Origin of the sequence: Rhizobium phaseoli (genome assembly GCF_003985125.1) — a bacterium.
Lineage (GTDB): Bacteria > Pseudomonadota > Alphaproteobacteria > Rhizobiales > Rhizobiaceae > Rhizobium > Rhizobium phaseoli.
Genome location: NZ_ML133567.1, coordinates 181,985 through 202,280, shown reverse-complemented (window position 1 = coordinate 202,280; position 20,296 = coordinate 181,985). Strand labels below are relative to the sequence as shown.

At 62.0% G+C, this 20,296-nt stretch carries 21 protein-coding genes; 13 read left to right on the top strand and 8 right to left on the bottom strand.

The window, feature by feature from the left end:
* Window positions 1–138: 138 nt before the first annotated feature.
* On the bottom strand, window positions 139–2,682 hold the full coding sequence (locus tag EFD56_RS06590; protein WP_126904967.1) for an ABC transporter permease: 2,544 nt from the start codon (window positions 2,680–2,682) through the stop codon (window positions 139–141).
* Window positions 2,679–3,386, bottom strand: a complete 708-nt coding sequence (locus EFD56_RS06585) for an ABC transporter ATP-binding protein (protein WP_012485524.1) — start codon at window positions 3,384–3,386, stop codon at window positions 2,679–2,681. The genes EFD56_RS06590 and EFD56_RS06585 overlap by 4 nt, the downstream gene beginning before the upstream one ends.
* Before the next feature lie 72 nt (window positions 3,387–3,458).
* Here EFD56_RS06585 and EFD56_RS06580 point away from each other — a divergent pair, with 72 nt between their 5' ends.
* Window positions 3,459–4,103: an arylesterase gene (locus EFD56_RS06580; RefSeq protein WP_016736341.1), complete on the top strand. Its 645-nt coding sequence runs from the start codon at window positions 3,459–3,461 to the stop codon at window positions 4,101–4,103.
* A gap of 68 nt (window positions 4,104–4,171) precedes the next feature.
* The gene (gene thpR / locus EFD56_RS06575) at window positions 4,172–4,765 is read left to right on the top strand and encodes an RNA 2',3'-cyclic phosphodiesterase (RefSeq protein ID WP_004676889.1); all 594 of its coding nucleotides are present in this window, start codon (window positions 4,172–4,174) and stop codon (window positions 4,763–4,765) included.
* On the opposite strand, the gene EFD56_RS06570 is transcribed toward thpR, so the two are convergent.
* Window positions 4,672–5,172, bottom strand: coding sequence for a low molecular weight protein-tyrosine-phosphatase (locus EFD56_RS06570; RefSeq protein ID WP_126904966.1), 501 nt, complete (start codon window positions 5,170–5,172; stop codon window positions 4,672–4,674). The two genes, thpR and EFD56_RS06570, sit on opposite strands and share 94 nt — an antisense overlap.
* A gap of 35 nt (window positions 5,173–5,207) precedes the next feature.
* Here EFD56_RS06570 and EFD56_RS06565 point away from each other — a divergent pair, with 35 nt between their 5' ends.
* Window positions 5,208–5,510 (top strand): 4a-hydroxytetrahydrobiopterin dehydratase, encoded by a 303-nt coding sequence (locus tag EFD56_RS06565; RefSeq protein WP_085743448.1) that lies wholly within the window; start codon window positions 5,208–5,210, stop codon window positions 5,508–5,510.
* 93 nt (window positions 5,511–5,603) lie between these two features.
* Window positions 5,604–5,996, top strand: a complete 393-nt coding sequence (locus EFD56_RS06560; RefSeq protein ID WP_010024490.1) for a YkvA family protein — start codon at window positions 5,604–5,606, stop codon at window positions 5,994–5,996.
* Between the two features lie 16 nt (window positions 5,997–6,012).
* On the opposite strand, the gene EFD56_RS06555 is transcribed toward EFD56_RS06560, so the two are convergent.
* The gene (locus tag EFD56_RS06555; protein WP_126905033.1) at window positions 6,013–6,573 is read right to left on the bottom strand and encodes a sigma-70 family RNA polymerase sigma factor; all 561 of its coding nucleotides are present in this window, start codon (window positions 6,571–6,573) and stop codon (window positions 6,013–6,015) included.
* 335 nt (window positions 6,574–6,908) lie between these two features.
* Here EFD56_RS06555 and EFD56_RS06545 point away from each other — a divergent pair, with 335 nt between their 5' ends.
* The 5 genes from EFD56_RS06545 to EFD56_RS06525 all read left to right on the top strand — a co-directional run bounded on the left by EFD56_RS06545 (window position 6,909) and on the right by EFD56_RS06525 (window position 11,737).
* On the top strand, window positions 6,909–7,421 hold the full coding sequence (locus tag EFD56_RS06545; RefSeq protein ID WP_012485519.1) for an invasion associated locus B family protein: 513 nt from the start codon (window positions 6,909–6,911) through the stop codon (window positions 7,419–7,421).
* A gap of 248 nt (window positions 7,422–7,669) precedes the next feature.
* Entirely contained in the window at window positions 7,670–8,899 is a 1,230-nt protein-coding gene (rlmN, locus tag EFD56_RS06540; protein WP_085743446.1) for a dual-specificity RNA methyltransferase RlmN, read from the top strand.
* A 93-nt stretch (window positions 8,900–8,992) separates the two neighbouring features.
* Window positions 8,993–9,946, top strand: coding sequence for an ABC transporter substrate-binding protein (locus tag EFD56_RS06535; RefSeq protein ID WP_085743445.1), 954 nt, complete (start codon window positions 8,993–8,995; stop codon window positions 9,944–9,946).
* 121 nt (window positions 9,947–10,067) lie between these two features.
* Window positions 10,068–10,946 carry an ABC transporter permease gene (locus tag EFD56_RS06530; protein ID WP_037116868.1) on the top strand — a complete coding sequence of 293 codons (879 nt, stop codon included), beginning with the start codon at window positions 10,068–10,070 and terminating at the stop codon, window positions 10,944–10,946.
* A complete protein-coding gene (locus tag EFD56_RS06525; RefSeq protein WP_037116869.1) occupies window positions 10,943–11,737 on the top strand; it encodes an ABC transporter ATP-binding protein in 795 nt (264 codons plus the stop codon). The genes EFD56_RS06530 and EFD56_RS06525 overlap by 4 nt, the downstream gene beginning before the upstream one ends.
* Window positions 11,738–11,768: 31 nt before the next feature.
* Here EFD56_RS06525 and EFD56_RS06520 read toward each other — a convergent pair whose 3' ends face one another.
* Both EFD56_RS06520 and EFD56_RS06515 read right to left on the bottom strand, forming a co-directional pair.
* Window positions 11,769–12,410, bottom strand: coding sequence for a LysE family translocator (locus EFD56_RS06520; protein ID WP_037143903.1), 642 nt, complete (start codon window positions 12,408–12,410; stop codon window positions 11,769–11,771).
* 160 nt (window positions 12,411–12,570) lie between these two features.
* Window positions 12,571–13,422, bottom strand: a complete 852-nt coding sequence (locus EFD56_RS06515; protein WP_085743718.1) for an SDR family NAD(P)-dependent oxidoreductase — start codon at window positions 13,420–13,422, stop codon at window positions 12,571–12,573.
* Between the two features lie 175 nt (window positions 13,423–13,597).
* Between EFD56_RS06515 and EFD56_RS06510 the strand changes: the two genes are divergently transcribed.
* Both EFD56_RS06510 and EFD56_RS06505 read left to right on the top strand, forming a co-directional pair.
* Complete coding sequence (locus EFD56_RS06510; protein WP_004679222.1) at window positions 13,598–14,821, top strand: argininosuccinate synthase; 1,224 nt, start codon at window positions 13,598–13,600, stop codon at window positions 14,819–14,821.
* A gap of 343 nt (window positions 14,822–15,164) precedes the next feature.
* Entirely contained in the window at window positions 15,165–16,463 is a 1,299-nt protein-coding gene (locus EFD56_RS06505; RefSeq protein WP_085743444.1) for a mechanosensitive ion channel family protein, read from the top strand.
* Between the two features lie 55 nt (window positions 16,464–16,518).
* Here the strand turns inward: EFD56_RS06505 and EFD56_RS06500 are convergent, their stop codons facing one another.
* Both EFD56_RS06500 and EFD56_RS06495 read right to left on the bottom strand, forming a co-directional pair.
* Window positions 16,519–17,730, bottom strand: coding sequence for an adenylosuccinate synthetase (locus EFD56_RS06500; protein WP_085743717.1), 1,212 nt, complete (start codon window positions 17,728–17,730; stop codon window positions 16,519–16,521).
* A 56-nt stretch (window positions 17,731–17,786) separates the two neighbouring features.
* Window positions 17,787–18,689: a hypothetical protein gene (locus EFD56_RS06495; RefSeq protein WP_085743443.1), complete on the bottom strand. Its 903-nt coding sequence runs from the start codon at window positions 18,687–18,689 to the stop codon at window positions 17,787–17,789.
* Between the two features lie 160 nt (window positions 18,690–18,849).
* Here EFD56_RS06495 and EFD56_RS06490 point away from each other — a divergent pair, with 160 nt between their 5' ends.
* Both EFD56_RS06490 and EFD56_RS06485 read left to right on the top strand, forming a co-directional pair.
* Window positions 18,850–19,518 (top strand): NUDIX hydrolase, encoded by a 669-nt coding sequence (locus EFD56_RS06490; protein ID WP_126904965.1) that lies wholly within the window; start codon window positions 18,850–18,852, stop codon window positions 19,516–19,518.
* Window positions 19,519–19,653: 135 nt separating this feature from the next.
* Window positions 19,654–20,295: a LysE family translocator gene (locus EFD56_RS06485; RefSeq protein ID WP_010009101.1), complete on the top strand. Its 642-nt coding sequence runs from the start codon at window positions 19,654–19,656 to the stop codon at window positions 20,293–20,295.
* The last annotated feature ends 1 nt before the right edge of the window (window position 20,296 follow it).

Below are 20,296 nucleotides of genomic sequence, written 5' to 3'. Positions count from 1 at the left end.
TTTTCGACCCGGGCGCCGCTGCGGAGCTCCAGCATGCCTGCAGACAATATGAGGCCTTCGCTCTTTGCAAACAAGAGGGTTGCAAAGGCCCGGCCGGTTAAATCGCCGTAAGGTGAAGGGTTTGGCGTACCCCTTCGGTCAAAGTTCGCGCAGAACCGGGGCCGCCTTCTGGCCGAGGATGCGCCAGGTGCCGATCAGGCCGATACCGACGGTCAGGACGAGCGCCGTCACCAGCGTCAGCCCCGCCACATCGGGCAGAAAGGCCGAGGGCAGGCGCATGATGCGGGCGACGATGAACCAGGCGGCGACGGCGCCGGCGAATAGCGCGAAAATCGCGGTTGCGAGCCCGAGGATCAGATATTCGTAACTGAAGGCGCGGATCAGCATGGCCCGGGTGGCGCCCAGCGTCTTCAGCACTACTGCATCGTGGGTGCGCGCCCGGTTGCCGGCGGCAAGGGCTCCGGCGAGGACGAGGATCGAGGCGATCAGAGCCACCGATGCCGCGGCGCGGATCGCAGTCGCAAGCTGCGCAACGAGCTGGTTGACGATGTCGATCGCATCCTTGACGCGCACGCTGGTGATCGTGGGATAGGTGTTGGTGACAGATCTCAAGATCGCCGCATCTTCGGCCGGCGTCGAGGCGGGATCGGTCAGGGTCGCGAGCCAAGCATGCGGAGCGCCGCGGAAGGTGTTCGGCGAGAAGACCATGACGAAATTGATCGACAGCGATTCCCACTGGACGCGGCGCAGATTGGCGATCTTGGCCGTGATGTTGCGTCCGAGCACATTGACGGCGACGGTGTCGCCGATCTTCAGGCCGAGTTCGTGCGCTTCTTCCGAGGAGAAGGAGACGAGCGGCTCGCCGCTGTAATCCTTGTCCCACCAGCTGCCTTCGGTCAGCGCCGCATTTTCCGGCAAGGTGTCGTCGTAGGTGATGCCGCGATCGCCGTTCAGCACCCAGCGGCCGGCGGGCGGCACATTCATCTTGGTGACGTCTTCGCCGTTGAAGGCAACGATGCGGCCGCGCAGCATCGGCACTTCCATGAGCTTGCCATTCGGCGCCTGCGTCTGGACGAGATTGCGGAACGCGTCGACCTCGGCGCTCTGGATATCGACGAAGAAGAAGTTCGGCGCGCCCTCGTTCATGCGGCCGGTCAGCTGCTGGCGCAGGTTTCCGTCGATCAGGGTCAGCGTCACCAGCAATGCCAGGCCGAGGCCGAGCGACAGCACTACCGAGGGCGTCAGGGCGCCGGGACGGTGGATGTTGCCGATCGCAAGCCTGAGCGCCGGCGAGTTGACGCGCGGGCTGCGGCGCGCGAGCCAGGCAATCAGGGCGGCGACAAGACGCAGCACGACAAAGGCGAAGACGATCGCACCGACGAAGACAATGGCGATGTAGCGATCATAGGCGGTGAGGACGGCGAGACCGGCAAGGGCCGCCATGAAGAGGGCGGCCAGCAGGATGTAGGGCCAAGACGGCAGGCGGCGGGCCTCGAAGCCCTGCTCGCGGAAGAGGGCCGTCGCCGGCACTTCGCGGGCATGGCCGAGCGGCAGGATGGCGAAGGCGAGCGTCGTCAGGATGCCAAAGAGCGCCGCAAGCAGCAGGGCGTCGGGATAGAGCGCCGGCGCGGTGGATACCGGCAGGAATTGCGCCAGGAACTGGGCGGCGAAGATCGGCGACAGGGCGCCGATGACGAGGCCGATCATGATGCCGCCAAGGGCGATGATGGCGATCTGGAAGAGATAGATCAGAACCACGACCTGGGCCGGTGCGCCGAGGCATTTGAAGCTGGCGATGGTGGTGCGCTTGGAATCGAGGAAGGCGCGCACGGCATTGGCGACGCCGACGCCGCCGACGATCAGCGCGGTGAGGCCGACCAGCGTCAGGAACTGCGAGAATCGGGTGATGTTTTCGGTAAGCGAGGGGGCGGCGCGGTCGCTGGTGCGGACAGCCCAGCCGGCGGAGGGAAATTCCTTGGCGGCGCGCGCCTGGATGCCCTGCATTGCGCTCTTGTTCTCCAGCCGGATCTTGTAGGCATGTTCGACCAGGCTTCCGGTCTGGATCAGGCCCGAGGCCTCGAGCGCCCGGCGGCTGACGAGCAGGCGCGGCGCAAAGCCAAAACCTTCCGAGAGGGCGTCCGGCTCGGTCTTGACGGTGCCGGTAATGCTGAGTTTGACGTTGCCGAGCAGCAATTCGTCACCGACCGCAAGGCCAAGCCGGTCGAGCAGCAGGGGCGCTGCGACCGCGCCATAGGTGCCGCTTTGGGCCGACAGCAGGGCGGCAAGCGGATAATCCGGCTCGGCCGCGAAGCTGCCATAGAGCGGGTAGGCGTCGTCGACGGCCTTGACTTCGACCAGCGCCTGGTCGGAACCATCAGGCTTGCGGGCCATCGAACGCAGGCCGGTCGACACCGAGACGGTGCCTAGACTTTCGAGGAAGGCCATTTCCTCAGCTGTGGCCTCGCGGTTGTTGAGCTCGAAGCGGACGTCGCCGGCCAAGAGCTCCTGTCCCTGCGAGGCGATCGTGTCGGTGATCGACTGCGAAACCGAATTGACGGCGGCAATCGCGCCTGTACCGAGGGCGATGCAGGCGAGGAAGATGTAGAAGCCGCGAATGCCGCCGCGCAGCTCACGGAGCGCCAGGCGAAAAGCAAGTGCGGTGCGCGGCGCGATCATTCTCATGCGATTGCCGCCTCGCTGCGGCGGGCGGCGCTGTCGCCTTCGATCCGGCCGGAGCGGACGCGAATCTGGCGCGAGCAGCGGTTCGCAAGGGAGACGTCGTGGGTGACGAGCAGCAGGGTCATGCCGCGTTCGGCCTGTTTGGAAAACAGCAGGTCGGCGATCTGGCGGCCGGTCTCGGTATCGAGATTGCCCGTGGGCTCGTCGGCGATCAGCAGAGCGGGCGAGGGGGCGAGCGCCCTGGCGATCGCGACGCGCTGCTGTTCGCCGCCGGAAAGCTGGCCGGGATAGTGGTTCAACCGTTCGCCGAGGCCGACCGAATTCAGCTCGCGGCGGGCGATTTCGAAGGCGTTGCGGACATTGGCGAGCTCCAGTGGCACGGCGACGTTTTCCAGCGCCGTCATATTGGCAATCAGGTGGAAGGACTGGAAGACGATGCCGATGTTACGGCCGCGGAAGTCGGCGACCTCGTCCTCGCTGAGCGCATGGAGCGGCGTGTCGTTGATGTTGATTTCGCCGCTGTCGAGCTTCTCCAACCCGGCAAGTACCATCAGCAGAGTCGACTTGCCGGAACCGGAAGGGCCGACGATTCCGACGGATTCGCCGGCTGATATATCGAGGTCGATGCCCTTCAGCACATGGACGGAAGCGGCTGCACTGCCAAGGGTCAGATCGGCGCCCTTCAACTCGATGATGGTTTTTGCCAACAGAAATCGCCCTATATAAATCTCTAACCGAATGGCCGCATGACGGCACCTCGCCAATCTAGGGAAGCCAGAATGAGATTTAAAGTTGCCGCCCTTCAATTCACCGTCATTGCCGTCTCGCTGATTTTTACCGGTGCCGCCGCGGCCCGGACGATCAATCTCGTCGGGTTCGGGGACAGCCTGATGGCAGGCTATCAGCTACCGCCCGGGAGCGGCTTTCCGGAGAAGCTGCAGGCCGCCTTGAAGGCGAAGGGGCTCGACGTCGCCATTGCCAATGCCGGCGTCTCGGGCGACACGACGACCGGGGGGCTTGCCCGGATCGACTGGTCGGTGCCCGACGGCACCGACGGCGTCATCCTGGAGCTCGGCGCCAACGATGCGCTGCGCGGCATCCCGCCGGAAGAGAGCGAGAAGAACCTCGACCAGATGATTGGCCGGCTGAAGCAGCGCGGCATCGCCGTGCTGCTCGTCGGCATGATGGCGCCGCCCAATATGGGGGCGGACTATGCCGCACGCTTCAATCCGATTTATCGGAAACTTTCCGAGAAACATGGAGTTCGGCTGTATGATTTCTTCCTAGACGGGGTGGCGCTCGATGCCGGGCTGAAACTCGACGACGGGATGCATCCGAATGCAAGGGGTGTCGACGTCATGGTCGAAAAGATGGAAGCCGATGTCACAAATTTCGTCGGGACGATTTCTAGTGTGAAGAAATAGGGGCTTGCGCGGTCATTGATTGCGTGATTCCGTGTAAGCACCTGCAAAAGATTCGGGGAGTGCTCGTTATGCCGAGACTGTTTACCGCCCTCGAAATTCCGCGCAATGCGGCGATGAGCCTTTCATTGCTGCGCGGTGGCCTCCCCGGAGCACGATGGATCGATGTGGAGAATTACCACATCACCCTGCGCTTCATCGGTGATGTCGACGGCCGCACGGCCGATGAAATCGTCGAACGGCTCGACCGGATCGACCGGCCGGAATTCCAGTTCCGGCTCGAAGGCATTGGTTCCTTCGGCTCGAAGAAACCGCATTCGGTCTGGGCCGGCGTCTCGCAATCGCCGGAGATGTATGCTCTGCAGGGTGAGATCGAGCGCATCTGCCAGCGCATCGGCTTGCCGCCGGACCCGCGCAAATTCATGCCGCATGTGACGCTGGCACGGCTGAAATCCTCGCGGCTCGACGATGTCGTGCAATATCTGGCCGGACGCGGCAACTTCCACACCGCGACCTTCACGGCACCCCGCTTCGTGCTGCTTTCGTCGCGCGAATCAGTTGGCGGCGGACCCTATCTGACAGAGGAAGTGTTCCCGCTGCACGAGGCGCGTTCGACGCCCAGCGCTTCGAGCAGGCTGCTGCAGCCGGTCAAGAGCCTGGTATAGACCAGCTCGAAACCATCAGGGCCGCCATAATAGGGATCGGGAATATCCTCTCCCGTTCCGAGCGCGGCATCTCCAAACAGGCGGATATTCGCCTCGGGCGGCGCGATCTTGCCAAGCGTCGCCAGATTGTCGCGGTCCATGGCGAGGATCATATCGAAACCATTGAAATCAGTTGGCCGGATGCGACGGGCGCGCTGCCCTGATATGTCGATGCCATGGGGTTGCGCGATGGCGATCGATCGCCGGTCGGGCGACTCGCCCTCATGCCAGCCGCCGGTGCCGGCGGAATCGATGGTGAAACGGCCGGTGAGGCCAGCCTCGGTGACAAGATGCCGAAAAATTCCCTCGGCAAGCGGAGAACGGCATATATTGCCCATGCAAACGAAAAGGATACTGATAGGCGTCATCGGTGGACCTGTCGGAAGAGCCAGAGGAGCATGGCATGAAATGGGAAAGACTGGAACGGGCAGCGGTTGAGGCGGAACTGGCGGGGCTTGCCGGCTGGGCGCTCAATGACGCGGCCTCTTCGATCTCGAAGACATTCAAGTTTTCGAATTTCATCGAAGCCTTCGGCTTCATGACGGAGGCAGCGATCACGGCCGAGAAGCTCAACCATCATCCCGAATGGTTCAACGTCTATTCCCGGGTGGATGTGACGTTGAATACGCATGACTCCGGCGGACTGACGGAGCTGGATTTCAAGCTCGCCAAGGCGATGGAGAAGGCTGCGGCGCGACGTCGCTGAAGGCGACCCAATTGAAAGGGGCCGATTGAAAGGGGTCGATTGAAAGCCTGGGCGCCATCACCATATGTGCGCAGGGACGAAAGGATGTCAGGGATGGACGAGGTCAAGTTCGGGGAAATCCTGCTGCCGGGCGACGAGGACACACAGAGCCGGCGGGAGAAGACGGTGCGGCAGAAGTTCTGGCCGACGTTTCGCCGGGCCGTGCGGCAGATCCCGTTCTCGCGCGACGTCGTTGCCGGCTTCTACTGCGCGCTCGATCCGCAAACGCCGACCAAGGTGCGCGGTGTGCTGCTCGCAGCACTCGCTTATTTCGTCATGCCGGTCGACATCATCCCGGATATTTTCGCCGTCATCGGCTTTTCTGACGACGTCGCCGTGCTTTCGGCCGCCTTCGCCATGGTGCGCGGCCATATCCGGCCAAGCCATTACGACGCGGCGGACCGCGTCCTCGCCGACCCCCCTGCGGATACGATGAAAACGATTTGAAGGTCCCGCGCGGGGTTCAGCCGCGTTCCTGTTCCAGCACTTTGCGGAGTTTGCCGAAGGCAAGTCGGATCCGTGATTTCACCGTGCCGAGCGGCAGCCCGGTCGCTTCGGCGATCTCGGAATGAGATTGGCCGAGAAAAAAGGCAGCACGCAGCAACTCGCGCTGTTCCTGCGGTAGCTGGCCGACCGCGGCACGGATTATGGCGTCGCGATCGTCATTGACGATGATTTCTTCGGCGCCAATATCAGCCGGCGGCTGCAGGGCCGGGTCCGTCTCGTCGAAGATGCGGGCGTTAGCGCGGCGCTGCAGATCGATACGGCGGTTGCGGGCAATGCGAAAGAGCCAGGTCGAGAGCGAGGATCGCGTGGCGTCGTAGAGATCCGCCTTATGCCAGAGCACGATCATGATCTCCTGAACCAGCTCTTCGGCCTCGCCCGATGTCATCTTCCGGCGCATCAGCCAGCTCTTCAGGCGCGGGGCGAAATAGTCGAACAGGATGGAAAAGGCCTGCTGGTCGCGATCGTCTGCGACAGCCTTTGCGAGGGCAGCGAAACGCCGTCTTTCCTCGGCATCCATGTGTCTCACGAGCCCCCTGCGGCGAAAATTTCGTCCCGGATTTCCAAAGTCTTAATGAGGTACAACGGATTTTTGCAAGGTCAAACTCTTGCCTGAATCTTTGTGTCTTAGATTCACCCGAACGGCCGGCCGGTGCCATAGGCGCACCGGCATCGCAGCCGATTTCAGCAAGGGGCAAAAATCGTGGTCGAGCTGAAATGACACAGGCACATACAAATCGCAGCTATTGTTGACCATTTGGTAACCTGAATTAAGTCAAAATAAAGCAGATCGTGATTATGCGCCGCCCGCTATGATCGCTTCGGGCCTTGAATCGCAAGAACCGGCAGGAATCCATGTTTGTGAAAAGTATCGTATCCGCCCTCGCACTCACCCTTGGTATGGCCGGAGTTGCGACAGCGCAGCAAGCCGCGGCGCCAACCCGCATACAGCAGTTTCAGGCATGGGGCGCTTATTCCTACAAGTCGGGCGCCAGCACCGTCTGCTACGTGCTGTCCGTGCCGACGGCAAAGCAACCGGCCAGCGTCGACCACGGCGACAATTTCTTCATCGTCTCGCAGCGTCCCGGCCAGAACATCTCCTACGAGCCGCAGGCGATGATGGGCTATACAGTGAAGGAAAATTCGAAGATCAACGTCGTCATCGACAACAAGACCTTCGTGATGTTCACCAAGGACAAGGCCGGCTGGGTCGAGAACGCGGCGCAGGAGCCCGCCCTCGTCGCAGCGATGAAGACCGGTCATTCGATGACGGTCAATGCCGTTTCCCGCAAGGGTACCGGCACCTCCTACAGCTATTCGCTCTCGGGCATCTCGGCTGCGCTGAAGCAGATCGAAAGCTGCAAGTAAGCGGTCTCCCAACCGCAGAATTTCGACGGGGCCGGCCTTGCGCCGGCCCTTGCCGTTTCTATCTCTAGTGACGCGCGGGCAAAATGATGCTAAAGCCCGCGCCAACAGCGGACAGAGCGCGGTATCCGTCGCCGTTCCGCATTCAATTTCTGCCCATGTGCCGTCATGCGCCTCACGTCTTCCGGTTTGCTCCTGAAGTCCGCGAGGCTTGCGAGGCGGTTACGTGTTCGAATTCGGGATGAATGCCTATGTCCGTCATGGATGCGATAGATATCACCAAGCCGCAGGCGCCAGGCGCCGCTTCCGGCGCAGAGAAGCCTTCCCTGATCGGGCTGTCGCGCGAGGAGATGGCGGCGGCGCTCAGGGAAAAAGGCGTGGCCGAGAAGCAGATCAAGATGCGCGTCGCGCAGCTCTGGAACTGGATCTATGTGCGCGGCGTCTCCGATTTCGATCACATGACGAATGTCGCCAAGGACATGCGTGAAATGCTGAAGCAGCATTTCACCATCGCCCGTCCTGAGATCGTCGAAGAGCAGGTCTCCAACGATGGCACCCGCAAATGGCTGCTGCGCTTTCCCGCGCGGGGCGCCGGCCGGCCGGTCGAGATCGAAGCCGTCTACATTCCGGAAGAGGGCCGCGGCACGCTGTGCATTTCCAGCCAGGTCGGCTGCACGCTGACCTGTTCCTTCTGTCACACCGGCACGCAGCGGCTGGTGCGCAACCTGACGGCGGAGGAAATCCTGTCGCAGCTGCTGCTCGCCCGCGACCGGCTCGGCGACTTTCCCGATCGCGAAGCGCCGCAAGGCACGATCATGCCGGCCGAAGGCCGCAAGGTCAGCAATATCGTGATGATGGGCATGGGCGAGCCGCTCTATAATTTCGATGCCGTCAAGCAGGCGCTGCTGATCGCCACGGATGGCGACGGCCTGTCGCTGTCCAGGCGCCGGGTGACGCTTTCGACCTCGGGCGTCGTGCCGGAGATCTTCCGCACCGGCGAGGAGATCGGCGTCATGCTGGCGATTTCGCTGCATGCGGTGCGCGACGACCTGCGCGATATTCTGGTGCCGATCAACAAAAAGTATCCGCTCAAGGAACTGATCGACGCCTGCAAGGCCTATCCCGGCCTTTCCAATGCGCGGCGCATCACCTTCGAATATGTGATGCTGAAGGACGTCAATGACAGCCTGGAAGACGCCAAGGGGCTGATCAAGCTCCTGAAAGGCGTGCCGGCGAAGATCAACCTCATTCCGTTCAATCCCTGGCCCGGCACCAACTACCAGTGTTCGGACTGGGAGCAGATCGAGAAGTTCGCCGATTTCATCAATTCGGCAGGTTATGCCTCGCCGATCCGTACGCCGCGCGGCCGCGACATTCTTGCGGCCTGCGGTCAGCTGAAATCGGAATCCGAACGCATGCGCAAGACCGAGCGCCTGGCCTTCGAGGCGATGATGATCGCCAATCACGGCGCCGACGACTGATCAGCAAGTTTGATCCTCGCTACAATTCTCCTGCATTGATTTAAGCATGCGCTTTTCCTAATAGTGCCGCCAAAATCAATCAGGAGGAAATAAATGCGCCCGATTCTGCTCGCTCTTGCCGCCACTTTGGCGCTTTCGCTGCCTGCAAGGGCCGATAACGTGACCGTTGCCGTAACGGCGATCGTCGAACATCCGGCGCTGGATGCGGCTCGCAAGGGCGTTCTCGATGTGCTGACGGCCGCCGGCTACAGGGAAGGCGAGAACCTGAAATTCGTGTTCGAATCGGCGCAGGGCAATCCGGCGACGGCAGCCCAGATCGCCCGCCAGTTCGCCGGCGACGAACCGAATGTCATCGTGCCGATCTCCACGCCGTCCGCCCAGGCCGTCGTCTCCGCGACGCGCGACATTCCTGTCGTCTTCACCGCCGTGTCCGATCCGCTCGGCGCCCAGCTCGTCAAGAACATGGACAAGCCCGGCGGCAACGTCACCGGCCTCTCCGACATGTCGCCCGTCGGCGAGCACCTGGCGCTGATCAAGGAAATTCTGCCGAAGGTGAAAACCATCGGCTATCTCTACAACTCCGGTGAGGCGAATTCGGTTTCGCTGCTCGCCGTGCTGAAGGCCGAAGCCGAAAAGGCCGGCCTGACGGTGGTCGAATCGGCCGCCACCAAGTCGGCCGAGGTTCAGGGTGCGGCGCGCGCCCTCGTCGGCCGCGCCGATGCGATCTACGTCCCGACCGACAACACGATTATCTCGGCGCTCGAAGGCGCCGTTGCGGTTGCCGAGGAAAGCAAGCTGCCGCTTTTCACCGCCGATACGGATTCAGTGTCGCGCGGCTCGATCGCCGCGCTCGGCTTCAACTATTACGATGTCGGCAAGCAGACGGGCGAAATTGTCGTGCGCGTTCTGAAGGGCGAAAACCCGGGCGATATTGCGGTCAAGACCGCCGCCGGCAGCGACCTCGTCGTCAACAAGGCGGCGGCTGCCAAGATGGGCGTCACTCTGCCTGAGAGCGTGCTTTCGCGCGCCAACAAAGTCATCGAATAATCGGCCGCAGGTCCATCGACCGTTCACATTCAGCCGCTCCCGTTTGCGCGGGGGCGGCTGTAGTATTACAAGGCTCCGGTTTCGCGACGGGCGGAACGGAAACAAAAAGGGGCTGAAAGCCTTGAGCCAAATCGCATTCTGGGGGGCCGTCGAGCTCGGCCTGGTCTATTCCTTCGTCGCCCTCGGCGTCTATCTCGCCTTCCGCGTCCTCGATTTTCCCGACCTGACGGTCGACGGTTCCTTTCCGCTCGGAGCAGCGGTGACCGCTGTGCTGATCATCGCCGGCGTCAATGCCTGGCTTGCGGCGCTGATTGCCATGGCGGCCGGTGCCGCCGCCGGCATGGTGACGGCGCTGCTCAATGTGCGCTTCAAGATCCTCAACCTGCTTGCCTCGATCCTGACGATGATCGCGCTGTTTTCCGTCAACCTCAGAGTGATGGGCAAACCCAATGTCGCGCTCATCAATGCCGATACGATGATCAGCCCGTTCTTCGGCCATGGCCTGCGCGATTTCTACGTGCGGCCGCTCTTCGTCGGCGTTCTCGTCATCGTCGCGCTCGTCCTGGTCTGGCGGTTCCTCGAAAGCGACGCCGGACTTGCCATGCGCGCAACCGGCGCGAATGCACGCATGGCTCGCGCCCAGGGCGTCGACACCAGCCGGCAGATCTATCTCGGCATGGCGATCTCGAATGCGCTGGTCGCTTTCGGCGGCGCCCTGTTTGCCCAGACCAACGGCTTTGCCGACGTCACCTCGGGCGTCGGCACGATCGTCGTCGGGCTTGCTGCCGTCATCATCGGCGAGACATTGCTCGGGCGCCGCGGCCTGCTGATTGCGCTCATCGGCTGCGTGCTCGGCTCGATCCTCTATCGCATCGCCATCCAGTTGGCGCTGTCGAGCGACGTCATCGGCCTGCAGGCCTCCGACCTCAATTTCGTGACGGCGGTTCTGGTGACCTTCGCGCTCATTCTTCCCCGCCTTCGCAGAGGTGCCGCGTCATGATCAGCGTCAAGGACATCAAGGTCGTTTTCGGGCGCGGCACGCCGCTGCAGAAGCAGGCGCTGAACGGCGTCAGCCTGACCATCGAGCAGGGCTCCTTCGTTACCGTCATCGGCTCCAACGGCGCCGGCAAATCGACGTTGCTCGGCGTGCTCGCGGGAGATGTCATTCCGAGCGAGGGACAGGTGCTGATCGGCAAGACTGAAGTGACGCGCAAGTCGACGGCGGCGCGTGCCGGCCTGGTGGCGCGCGTCTTCCAGGATCCGCTGACGGGAAGCTGCGGCTCATTGTCGATCGAGGAAAATCTCGCTCTCGCCGCCCGCCGCGGCGAAAGGCGCGGGCTTGCGCCGGCGCTCGCCGGCAAGAGGCGCGATTATTTCAAGGAGCGGATCGCCGAACTCAATCTCGGGCTGGAAAACCGGCTGAAGGACCGCATGGATCTGCTCTCCGGCGGGCAGCGGCAGGCCGTTTCGCTCGTCATGGCCACACTTGCCGGTTCCGAGGTGCTGCTGCTCGACGAACATACCGCAGCGCTCGATCCCGGGATGGCCGAATTCGTGATGAATCTCACGCAGAAGATCGTTGCCGAGCGCAAGCTGACGACGATGATGGTGACGCATTCCATGCGCCAGGCGCTAGATTACGGCCACCGCACGATCATGCTGCACGGCGGCGAGATCGTTCTCGACGTGGCGGGCGACAACCGAAAGAACCTGCAGGTCGAGGATCTGATCGCCATGTTCCGCAAGATGCGCGGCCAGACGCTCGACGACGATGCTTTGCTGATTGGCTAAACCAACAGCGGGCTGATCGGCTGAATTCGGCCTATCGAGCCTGCGTGAGCAGGATCTTGGCGGCGAAGATCGAGAAGACGCCGGCGAACGTATAGTCCATGCCGCGCAGCACCTTCCTGTTGTTCTGCAGCCAGGAGGCCAGCCAGTCGGCGGCAAGGACCACCGCGACATTGACCGGCATGCCGATCAGGATGAAGCAAAGCCCGAGGAACAGCAGCTTCTGGGTGACGGCGGGATCGCCTGCGCTGACGAATTGCGGCAGGAAGGTCATGAAGAAGATGATGACCTTCGGGTTCAGAAGGTTGACCCAGAAGCCCGATGAGATGTTCGAAAGGGCGGTGCCCTTTTGCTCCTCGACCTTGGCAACGGTCAGCTTCGAACCAAAGCGGATCGCCTGCACCGCGAGCCAGAGCAGATAGCCGGCGCCACCGGTCTTCAGGATCAGGAAGGCGGTCGGCGAGGCGGTGATCAGCGCCGAGATGCCGAAAGCGACCAGCATGGTGTGGACGACGATGCCGAGGCTGGTGCCGACGACAACGAAGAGAGCCGCCTTCTTGCCCTGCGCCAACGAACGGCTGATCGACAGCGTCATGTCGGGACCCGGCGTCGCCGCGAGCAGCAGCGTTGCGGCGGCAAAGGCGAGAAGGGTCGACAGGCTCGGCAGGAAATCCATGGCACGCTCGGAAAGCCGGACGGAAAGGATAATTTCCTACCCGGCTTTCCAAAAATTACCAATCAAACCTTCTCATGCTCGTCGCATTAAACTTGATTGATGCGACGCGCATTCGCTGTTGGTTTTATGCATATGGCCTGATGATATGCAGTACTGCCAATCACTTCTGTTCGAGGAAGGTTTTGAACTTGTCGGCATAGTCCTTGTGCCAGCGCGACAGCGGCGGGCGGTTTTCGATGATATCGCCGGCGGCCCAGGCCATGCGGCGCTCATCGACCGGCCGGGCAACATCATTGTCGGGGCAGAGGATATAGAAATCGCCGCGCTCGAGGCTTTCGACCATGAAGTCGACGGTCTGCTCCGGTGTCCAGGCGGCGGCCGGTTTTTCCGCGCGGTCGCCCTTGGTCAGGCCGGTGAAGACGAAGCCCGGGATGAGCAGATGGGCGGAGATTTTTCCACCTTCGATATTGCGCAGTTCGTGCTCGAGTGCTTCGGTGAAGACTTTCACCCCTGATTTCGAGATATTGTAGGCGGGATTGCCGGGCGGCGTGGTGATGCCCTGCTTCGAGCCGGTGTTGATGATCAGGCCAGGCTCGCCGTGCGACAGCATCTTCGGGCCGAAGGTGCGCGTGCCGTTGATGACCCCCATCAGGTTGACGGCGAAGATATGATCCCAGTTTGCCTGCGAGCTGAAGATCGAGGTCTCGGGGCCGATACCGGCATTGTTCATCAGCACGTGCACCCGGCCGAAACGCTGGAGCACGGCGCGTTCGAGCGCCTCAAGAGAGTCTCTAGTGGCGACATCGGTCTCGACCGCCATCACATCTTCTTCGCCGGCAATGGCCTTGAGTTCGTCGGCGGCAGCGGCCAGCCGATCGCCGCCGAGATCGCCGATGACGACACTCATGCCGCGTCCGGCGAAATATTTCGCTGCCGCCAGGCCGATGCCGGACGCGCCGCCGGTGACGACGGCAACATTGGATTTTTTGAAAATGTCTTGAATATTGGTCACGGGGAGCCTCTCCTCGATCATTGCTAGGACGTTGGCGAATATGGGCTCCGCTTTGGCGCTGTCAACGCTATCGCGCCGGCGGCTTAGCACTTGCCCTTGCGTCACGCGCCAATCTCGCTAAAAGTGCCGCGATACCGGGTTTTCGCCGGCCTTTTATGCAACGGACCTCATCATCATGGCATCATACAAAGACGTGAAGAAAGTCGTTCTCGCCTATTCCGGCGGTCTCGACACCTCGATCATCCTGAAGTGGCTGCAGACCGAGCTCGGCGCCGAAGTCGTCACCTTCACCGCCGATCTCGGCCAGGGCGAAGAGCTGGAGCCGGCGCGCAAGAAGGCCGAGATGCTCGGCATCAAGGAGATCTACATCGAGGACGTGCGCGAGGAATTCGTGCGCGATTTCGTCTTCCCGATGTTTCGTGCCAATGCCGTTTACGAAGGCGTCTACCTGCTCGGCACCTCGATCGCCCGGCCGCTGATTTCCAAGCACCTGATCGATATCGCGCGCAAGACGGGTGCGGATGCGATCGCCCATGGCGCGACCGGCAAGGGCAACGACCAGGTTCGTTTCGAGCTGTCCGCCTATGCTTTGAACCCCGACATCAAGATCATCGCGCCGTGGCGCGACTGGGCGTTCAAGAGCCGCACCGACCTGCTCGCCTTCGCCGAGCAGCATCAGATCCCCGTTGCCAAGGATAAGAAGGGCGAGGCACCGTTCTCCGTCGACGCCAACCTGCTGCATTCCTCCTCCGAGGGCAAGGTTCTCGAGGACCCCGCCCAGGAGGCGCCGGAATATGTGCACATGCGCACCATCTCGCCTGAGGCCGCGCCCGACAAGGCGACGGTGATCAAGGTCGGGTTCCGCAAGGGCGACGCCGTCTCGATCAACGGCGTCGAGATGTCGCCGGCGACGCTGCTGGCCACCCTCAACACCTATGGCCGCGACAACGGCATCGGCCGTCTCGACCTCGTCGAGAACCGCTTTGTCGGCATGAAGTCGCGCGGCGTCTACGAAACGCCCGGCGGCACGATCCTGCTCTCGGCGCATCGCGCCATCGAATCGATCACCCTCGACCGCGGTGCCGCCCATCTCAAGGATGAGATCATGCCGCGTTACGCCGAGCTGATCTATTACGGTTTCTGGTTCTCGCCGGAGCGCGAGATGCTGCAGGCGCTGATCGACAAGAGCCAGGAGCATGTCGAAGGCGAAGTGACGCTGAAGCTCTACAAGGGCAACGTCATGGTCATCGGCCGCGAAAGCGAAAAGTCGCTCTACTCCGACAAGCTCGTCACTTTCGAGGATGACCAGGGCGCCTACGATCAGAAGGACGCAGCCGGCTTCATCAAGCTCAACGCGCTGCGCCTGCGCACGCTCGGCAAGCGGAACCTCGCGAAGTAATCACGCTTCGTTTTTCGAACTGGATATGCGCCCGCCGGCTTTGCCGCGCGGGCGTTTTCGTGGGAGCGTAGCAAGCCTCAGTAAACTGTAGCCGCCGGAATGGCGGGCTCCCCATCACGCCACACGCCCCGCTGAATACTGAGGAAAGGTCGGTGCTGCACATCTTATCGTCGTCCCGCTCTCGTCCTCGAAATCCGCGACAACGATCTCAAAAATAGTAAATGGCAGCTATCGCCCTTGGCTCCCCCTACGGCGGAACTTCATCACTGGCTATCGTCGGATAATTGAACAAAAATCGTGTCGACGCCTTTATCTGCCTTGAAGGGCTACAAAGGCCGGGACCATGGACGTCAGGCAGACAATCGACGCGTTCGAACTGTGGTTCCGAACGTTTGTCTTCAGTGAATGGACGCTCTACCAATTCGGGATTATCGCCGTCGGTTACGTCGCAGCGTCGTTCCTGGCATCACGCACGGAACCTGCGTTGGAAGCGAGAGCCAGGCGCATCAAAGGGAATCCGGACCTCCTGCGCGTCATAATCGCCTTCATGCGGCGCTTGAAGTGGCTCTTTCTTGCGGTCTGGCTGTGGCTTGCAAATGTCGCTCTCACGCAAAACACCTGGCCGTCGCAACGGTGGCTCGTCTCGACTGCCCTGACGCTGACGGCGGCGTGGTTCATCATCTCCGTGCTGACCAAGATTATTCATAATCCCACTTTGTCGCGCACGGTCGCAATCGCCAGCTGGAGCTATGTCGCGCTGTACGCGCTCCGGCTTGACGGTCCGGTGCTCTCCGCGCTCGATGGCCTGGCTGTCAATCTGGGGGCCGTGCGCCTGTCACTCTTTCTTGTGCTGAAAGCGGCCGTCTTGGCTGTCGCGCTCATCTGGGTGGCGGTTCTCGTCGGCAATGTCCTGTCCCGTTGGGTGCAGAGGTCGGGCGATCTTTCGCCGTCGATCAAGGTCCTGATCAGCAAGTTCATCAAAATTGGATTGATCATGATCGCCGGCGCGATTGCCTTGTCGGCGACCGGCATCGACCTTACCGCATTGACCATTTTTTCCGGCGCAGTCGGCGTGGGCATAGGTTTCGGCCTTCAGAAAGTCGTATCGAACTTCATCTCGGGCATCATCATCCTGCTCGATAAATCCATCAAGCCGGGCGACACGATCACGCTCGGAGATACCTTCGGTTCGATCCGCGATTTGCGCTCGCGGTTCGTCTCGGTCATCACGCGTGACGGCAAAGAATACCTGATCCCCAACGAGGACTTCATCTCCCAACAGGTCGTCAACTGGTCGTTCTCCAGTGATTACGTCAGGATCGATGTCGACTTCGGCACGGCTTATGACAGCGATCCACATGAAGTCGCCAGAATCGCAATCGCGACTGCCTCAATGGTGGATCGCGTTGCAAATAACTACAGGGCGCCGGTATGCTGGCTTACCTGCTTTGGCGCTTCGTCGCTTGATTTCCGGCTCCGCTTCTGGATCTCCGATCCGGCAAATGGTCTGACGAATGTCAGGGGCCAGGTGCTGATGGCGCTTTGGGATGCGTTCAAGGAAGCCGGCGTGTCGATCCCGTTCCCGCATCGGGAAATCATCATGAGGACGCCTGTCGAGATCAAGCAGTCGCGCCAAGACTGAGTGACAATATCGAGCCCACCGGCAAACGCCGAAGGGGCTTCTATTGGTGCGCGAATTACGCTGCGGCTGCTTCGACATGGAGCCTGACGTCACGGCGACGCGGTCCCCAGCTCTCGGCCCAGAGCGGCAGACCGACGAAATCGGCAATCTCAGGCGCGGCCTTGGCAGGATCAAGCCGCAATACTTGCTCCTGATCGGTGACGGCGAAGCCGTCTTCCGTCTGATCGAGACAGGTTACCGCCAGCCCGGCTTTGACGGCAATACCGCTGTGATCCGACGTCAGATCATCTGCGATGGCCTTGCGGAGCATAAAGAGATCGAGTGGGGCGAGCCTGAGGCTACCCTGCCATTCGTTCGGCGCATTGGTCGGGTCGACGACATTGACGCCGGAGAGCGTGGGAACCTCCCCCTTGAGGGGTCCTGCGCCGTGGCGGGTGGTGTAGCAGCGCGTCACATAGAGCGCGTCCAGCTCTGTGACACCGGCCTCGGCGGCGATCGCGCGTATATTTGCAAGCCCGGTATTCGAACGGGTGACGTGCGGAAATACGCCACGGTGCTGATCGAGGCAGAGGCCTTGTGCCGCCTCGAAGATGACAGCGCCGCGTTCGCACAGTCGTCGGTCGGGCCAGAGCGTGACGTGGTCGAGGTAAGCGGCACAATCTGCTTCGAATCCGGCGATGGTGATGTCGTCGGCCAGTACGGCAGCCAGTTCTTCGGGTAAAGCGCTGATCCCGAGCGCGGCGAGCCGTCCAGGCACCCAGCTGTCGCGGATCGCAACAAGGCGAGCGTGCAGATCGGAGCGGAACAGGTCCATCGTCGAAAGGACGAATTCCGGGTGCAGGTTACGCTCGATGGTCTCGCCGAAGCCGAGGCCGCAGCTTCCGTGGCGGCCAGCGCCCCGCCTCAGTTCTATGGCCTGGTTGATCAGAACGTCGAAAGGCGTGGTGATCAGGGCGCGCGGGTCGCTGCTGATCTCAGGCTTCGCACCCCGCTCATTGAGAGCAGACAACTCGCCGAGAAACAGCATCGGGTGAGCGACGAAGAAGCGACTGAAGTGGGTGGCAGCTCCGGCAAAGCTGCCGGAGCCGATATGGTGGAAAACGTGGCGAATGCCGGCGGGATCGACCACGGTATGGCCGGCTTGAGCACCGCCATTGCTGCGAACCACCACGGCTCCCGGCGTGGCTGCGGCAAGGCGATCGACCATCAGTCCCTTGCCTTCGTCGCCGTAAAGCGCGCCGATTACGGTCTGTGCTTGAATACTCATCATTCTGCTCCTCGACGGCGCCCGGACGATCGCGCCGGGGCTTTCAAATATCTGGCTTAGAAGAGGGGCAGAAGGCGCCGATTTTGGCGTTCGCCAATGGCCTTGGCCACCACTGCCGCCGCCGAATCCGGCCAACTGGCGGCCACCTCGCTGGCATCCCGGCCCTCGGTGATTTCGATGATCGAAACCACCAACTCGGCGATGCGCCTGTGGTCATCGAGCACGAAGGTGCGGCCGGGCAGCAGCGGCTGCCAGCTCCGCAGCACCCGGTCAAGTCCCGTGGCTGCATAGCCCTCGCGGATAACGATGTGGAAGACCTCGTAAGATCTCTGGGCCATCGCGAGGCATTCCCGGGCGCTCAAACCGCGCGGTGGTTCGACGCCGAAGATGCGGGCGATCTGGTCGGCGGACAGGCCGTTGTGAACCGGCTCGTCACCGATGGTGAAGAGATAGCCCTTGCGGCCACGTCTTTCGAAGGCGTCGGTCGAGGTTTTGAGGGCTGCCAGAAGGTGGGCGGCGCTGTAGCTCTCGCCGTTATTGCCACCGCCATTCCCTTCCAGCCACAAGGCGCGGATCTGGCCGGCAAGCGAGATGTCGGCCTCGAATTGGGTGGCCTGCAGGGGGGCGGCATCGGTGAATGCATCTCCGACCGCCGCTACCATGATGTGCGGATCGGACACCGGCCGACGATCGTAGATCTCCGATGTCAGGGTGATGAGCCCGCCGCGCATAAGCTCGTGGGCGATCATGCCCATCGATCCGGTGACATCCGCGGCCAGAATAATCGGGGTCGATTGCGGGTTGTGAGCGCTGTCGCGGCTCTCTCGAGTGGAAAAGCGCGCCGGGTCGAACCGCGGATCGATGCCGGTAGCGCCGAATATTTCCGACCGGCTGCGGCCGTCCACATGGCGTGCATTGTAGGCCGCCCAGTCGGCGGTGCTGAAACGTCCCATACCCATGGCATCACTCCTTTGCTGCTTGGCAATTCGGCTCGGGCGCTCCGCCCGCCGCCATTACCAAATATATAGACTTGCAATTTGCATTTTGCAAGTTGCTAATTGCGAATTGTCTTTTTTTCGGTTGGCGGCTATGAGGGCTGAAAGGACGGCAGGGATTGTCATGGCAGAGGCTGAATTCGCACGACCGATCGTGACGGTCGACATCGTCTTGTTGACCCTGCACGAAGGAAAGCTATGCGTGGCGTTGCTTCAGCGTCCTGCCGAGCCGTTTGCCGGCGTTCCGGCGTTGATCGGCGGCTATGTGCACAGGGACGAGGATCCAGACGCCGAGGCGGCGGCCCGGCGCATCCTTCGTTCCAAGGCGGGGCTCGAGGGCATATTCTTCGAGCAGCTCCGAACCTTCGCGTCGGCGCGACGAGATCCTCGCGATTGGTCGGTATCGATCGCCTATTTTGCGCTGGTCCCGCGGGGCGCTTTAGAAGGCAGCGCCAGTCTGCTGGAGCTGCGGCCAGTCGAGGCCGCCGGTAAGTTGCCCTTCGACCACAATGAAATTGTGGACGCCGCATTGGAGCGGCTGCGCGGCAAAGGCGCCTATTCGACCATTCCGGCGAGGCTGCTTCCTGCCGTCTTTACGATGTCAGAACTGCAGGCGGTTTATGAAACGGTGATGGGCGAACGGCTGGACCCAAGTGCCTTTCGCCGCAAGATCAACGATCTGGATCTGCTCGAAGTGGTCGAGGGCGAAAAGCGACAGACCGAGCGGGCCCGGCGGCCAACGACGCTCTACCGGCTGAAAACGCCGATTGCCGTATTCGACCGAAGAATTTGAACGGATCGGCCGCCACCCATTGGATCGTGGGAACGATAATGGTGAAAAATATCGGCTCCTGGCGGGGACGCTGCAGTCCCTTGACCGGCGTCGCGGATGGCTTACTCTGCGATCAATATCCTCCGGAGCATTCCTATGACGCAGTCTCTGCTGTTCGGCGCCTTCCTGGCGGCGCTTTTCTACGTGCTCATCCCCGGACCCGCTTTCCTGCAGCTGCTCGGTATCGGCGCGGGGCAGGGGCGCAAGGCCGGGGCCTTCTTCATGATGGGGCATCTGGTCGGGGATCTGATCTGGTCGTCGCTGGCGCTGATCGCGATCGTCGGCGCGAAGACGATCGGGACTTTCGTCTTCGACCTGCTCGGCCTCGCCTGCGGTTTCTATCTTGCCTGGATCGGCTGGGGCGCCGTCAATGCCAAGCCGAAAGCGGATGGGCAGGCGCTTGTCATGGTCGAGCGGCCGTTTCGGCGCGGCCTGATCTTCGGCGTCACCAATCCGAAGGGTTATCCGGTGGCGCTCGCCACCTTCACCGCCCTGGTTGCGGGCTCCGCCGGCGCGCTCGATTTCGAGGCGCTGCCGGTGCTTCTCGGCGTGTCCTTCGTCGGTTTCGTGACTGCCGACATCATCCTGATCGGCATTATCGGCGCCGGCGCGGTGCGGCGCTTCTATCGCGCCCATGAACGGCTGATCGTGCGCTGCTCCGGCGTTCTGTTCATGGGGTTTGCCGCCGAGGCGCTGTGGCACGCAACCCCCGGCCTCATCGGCTGGCGCAAGGCGTGAT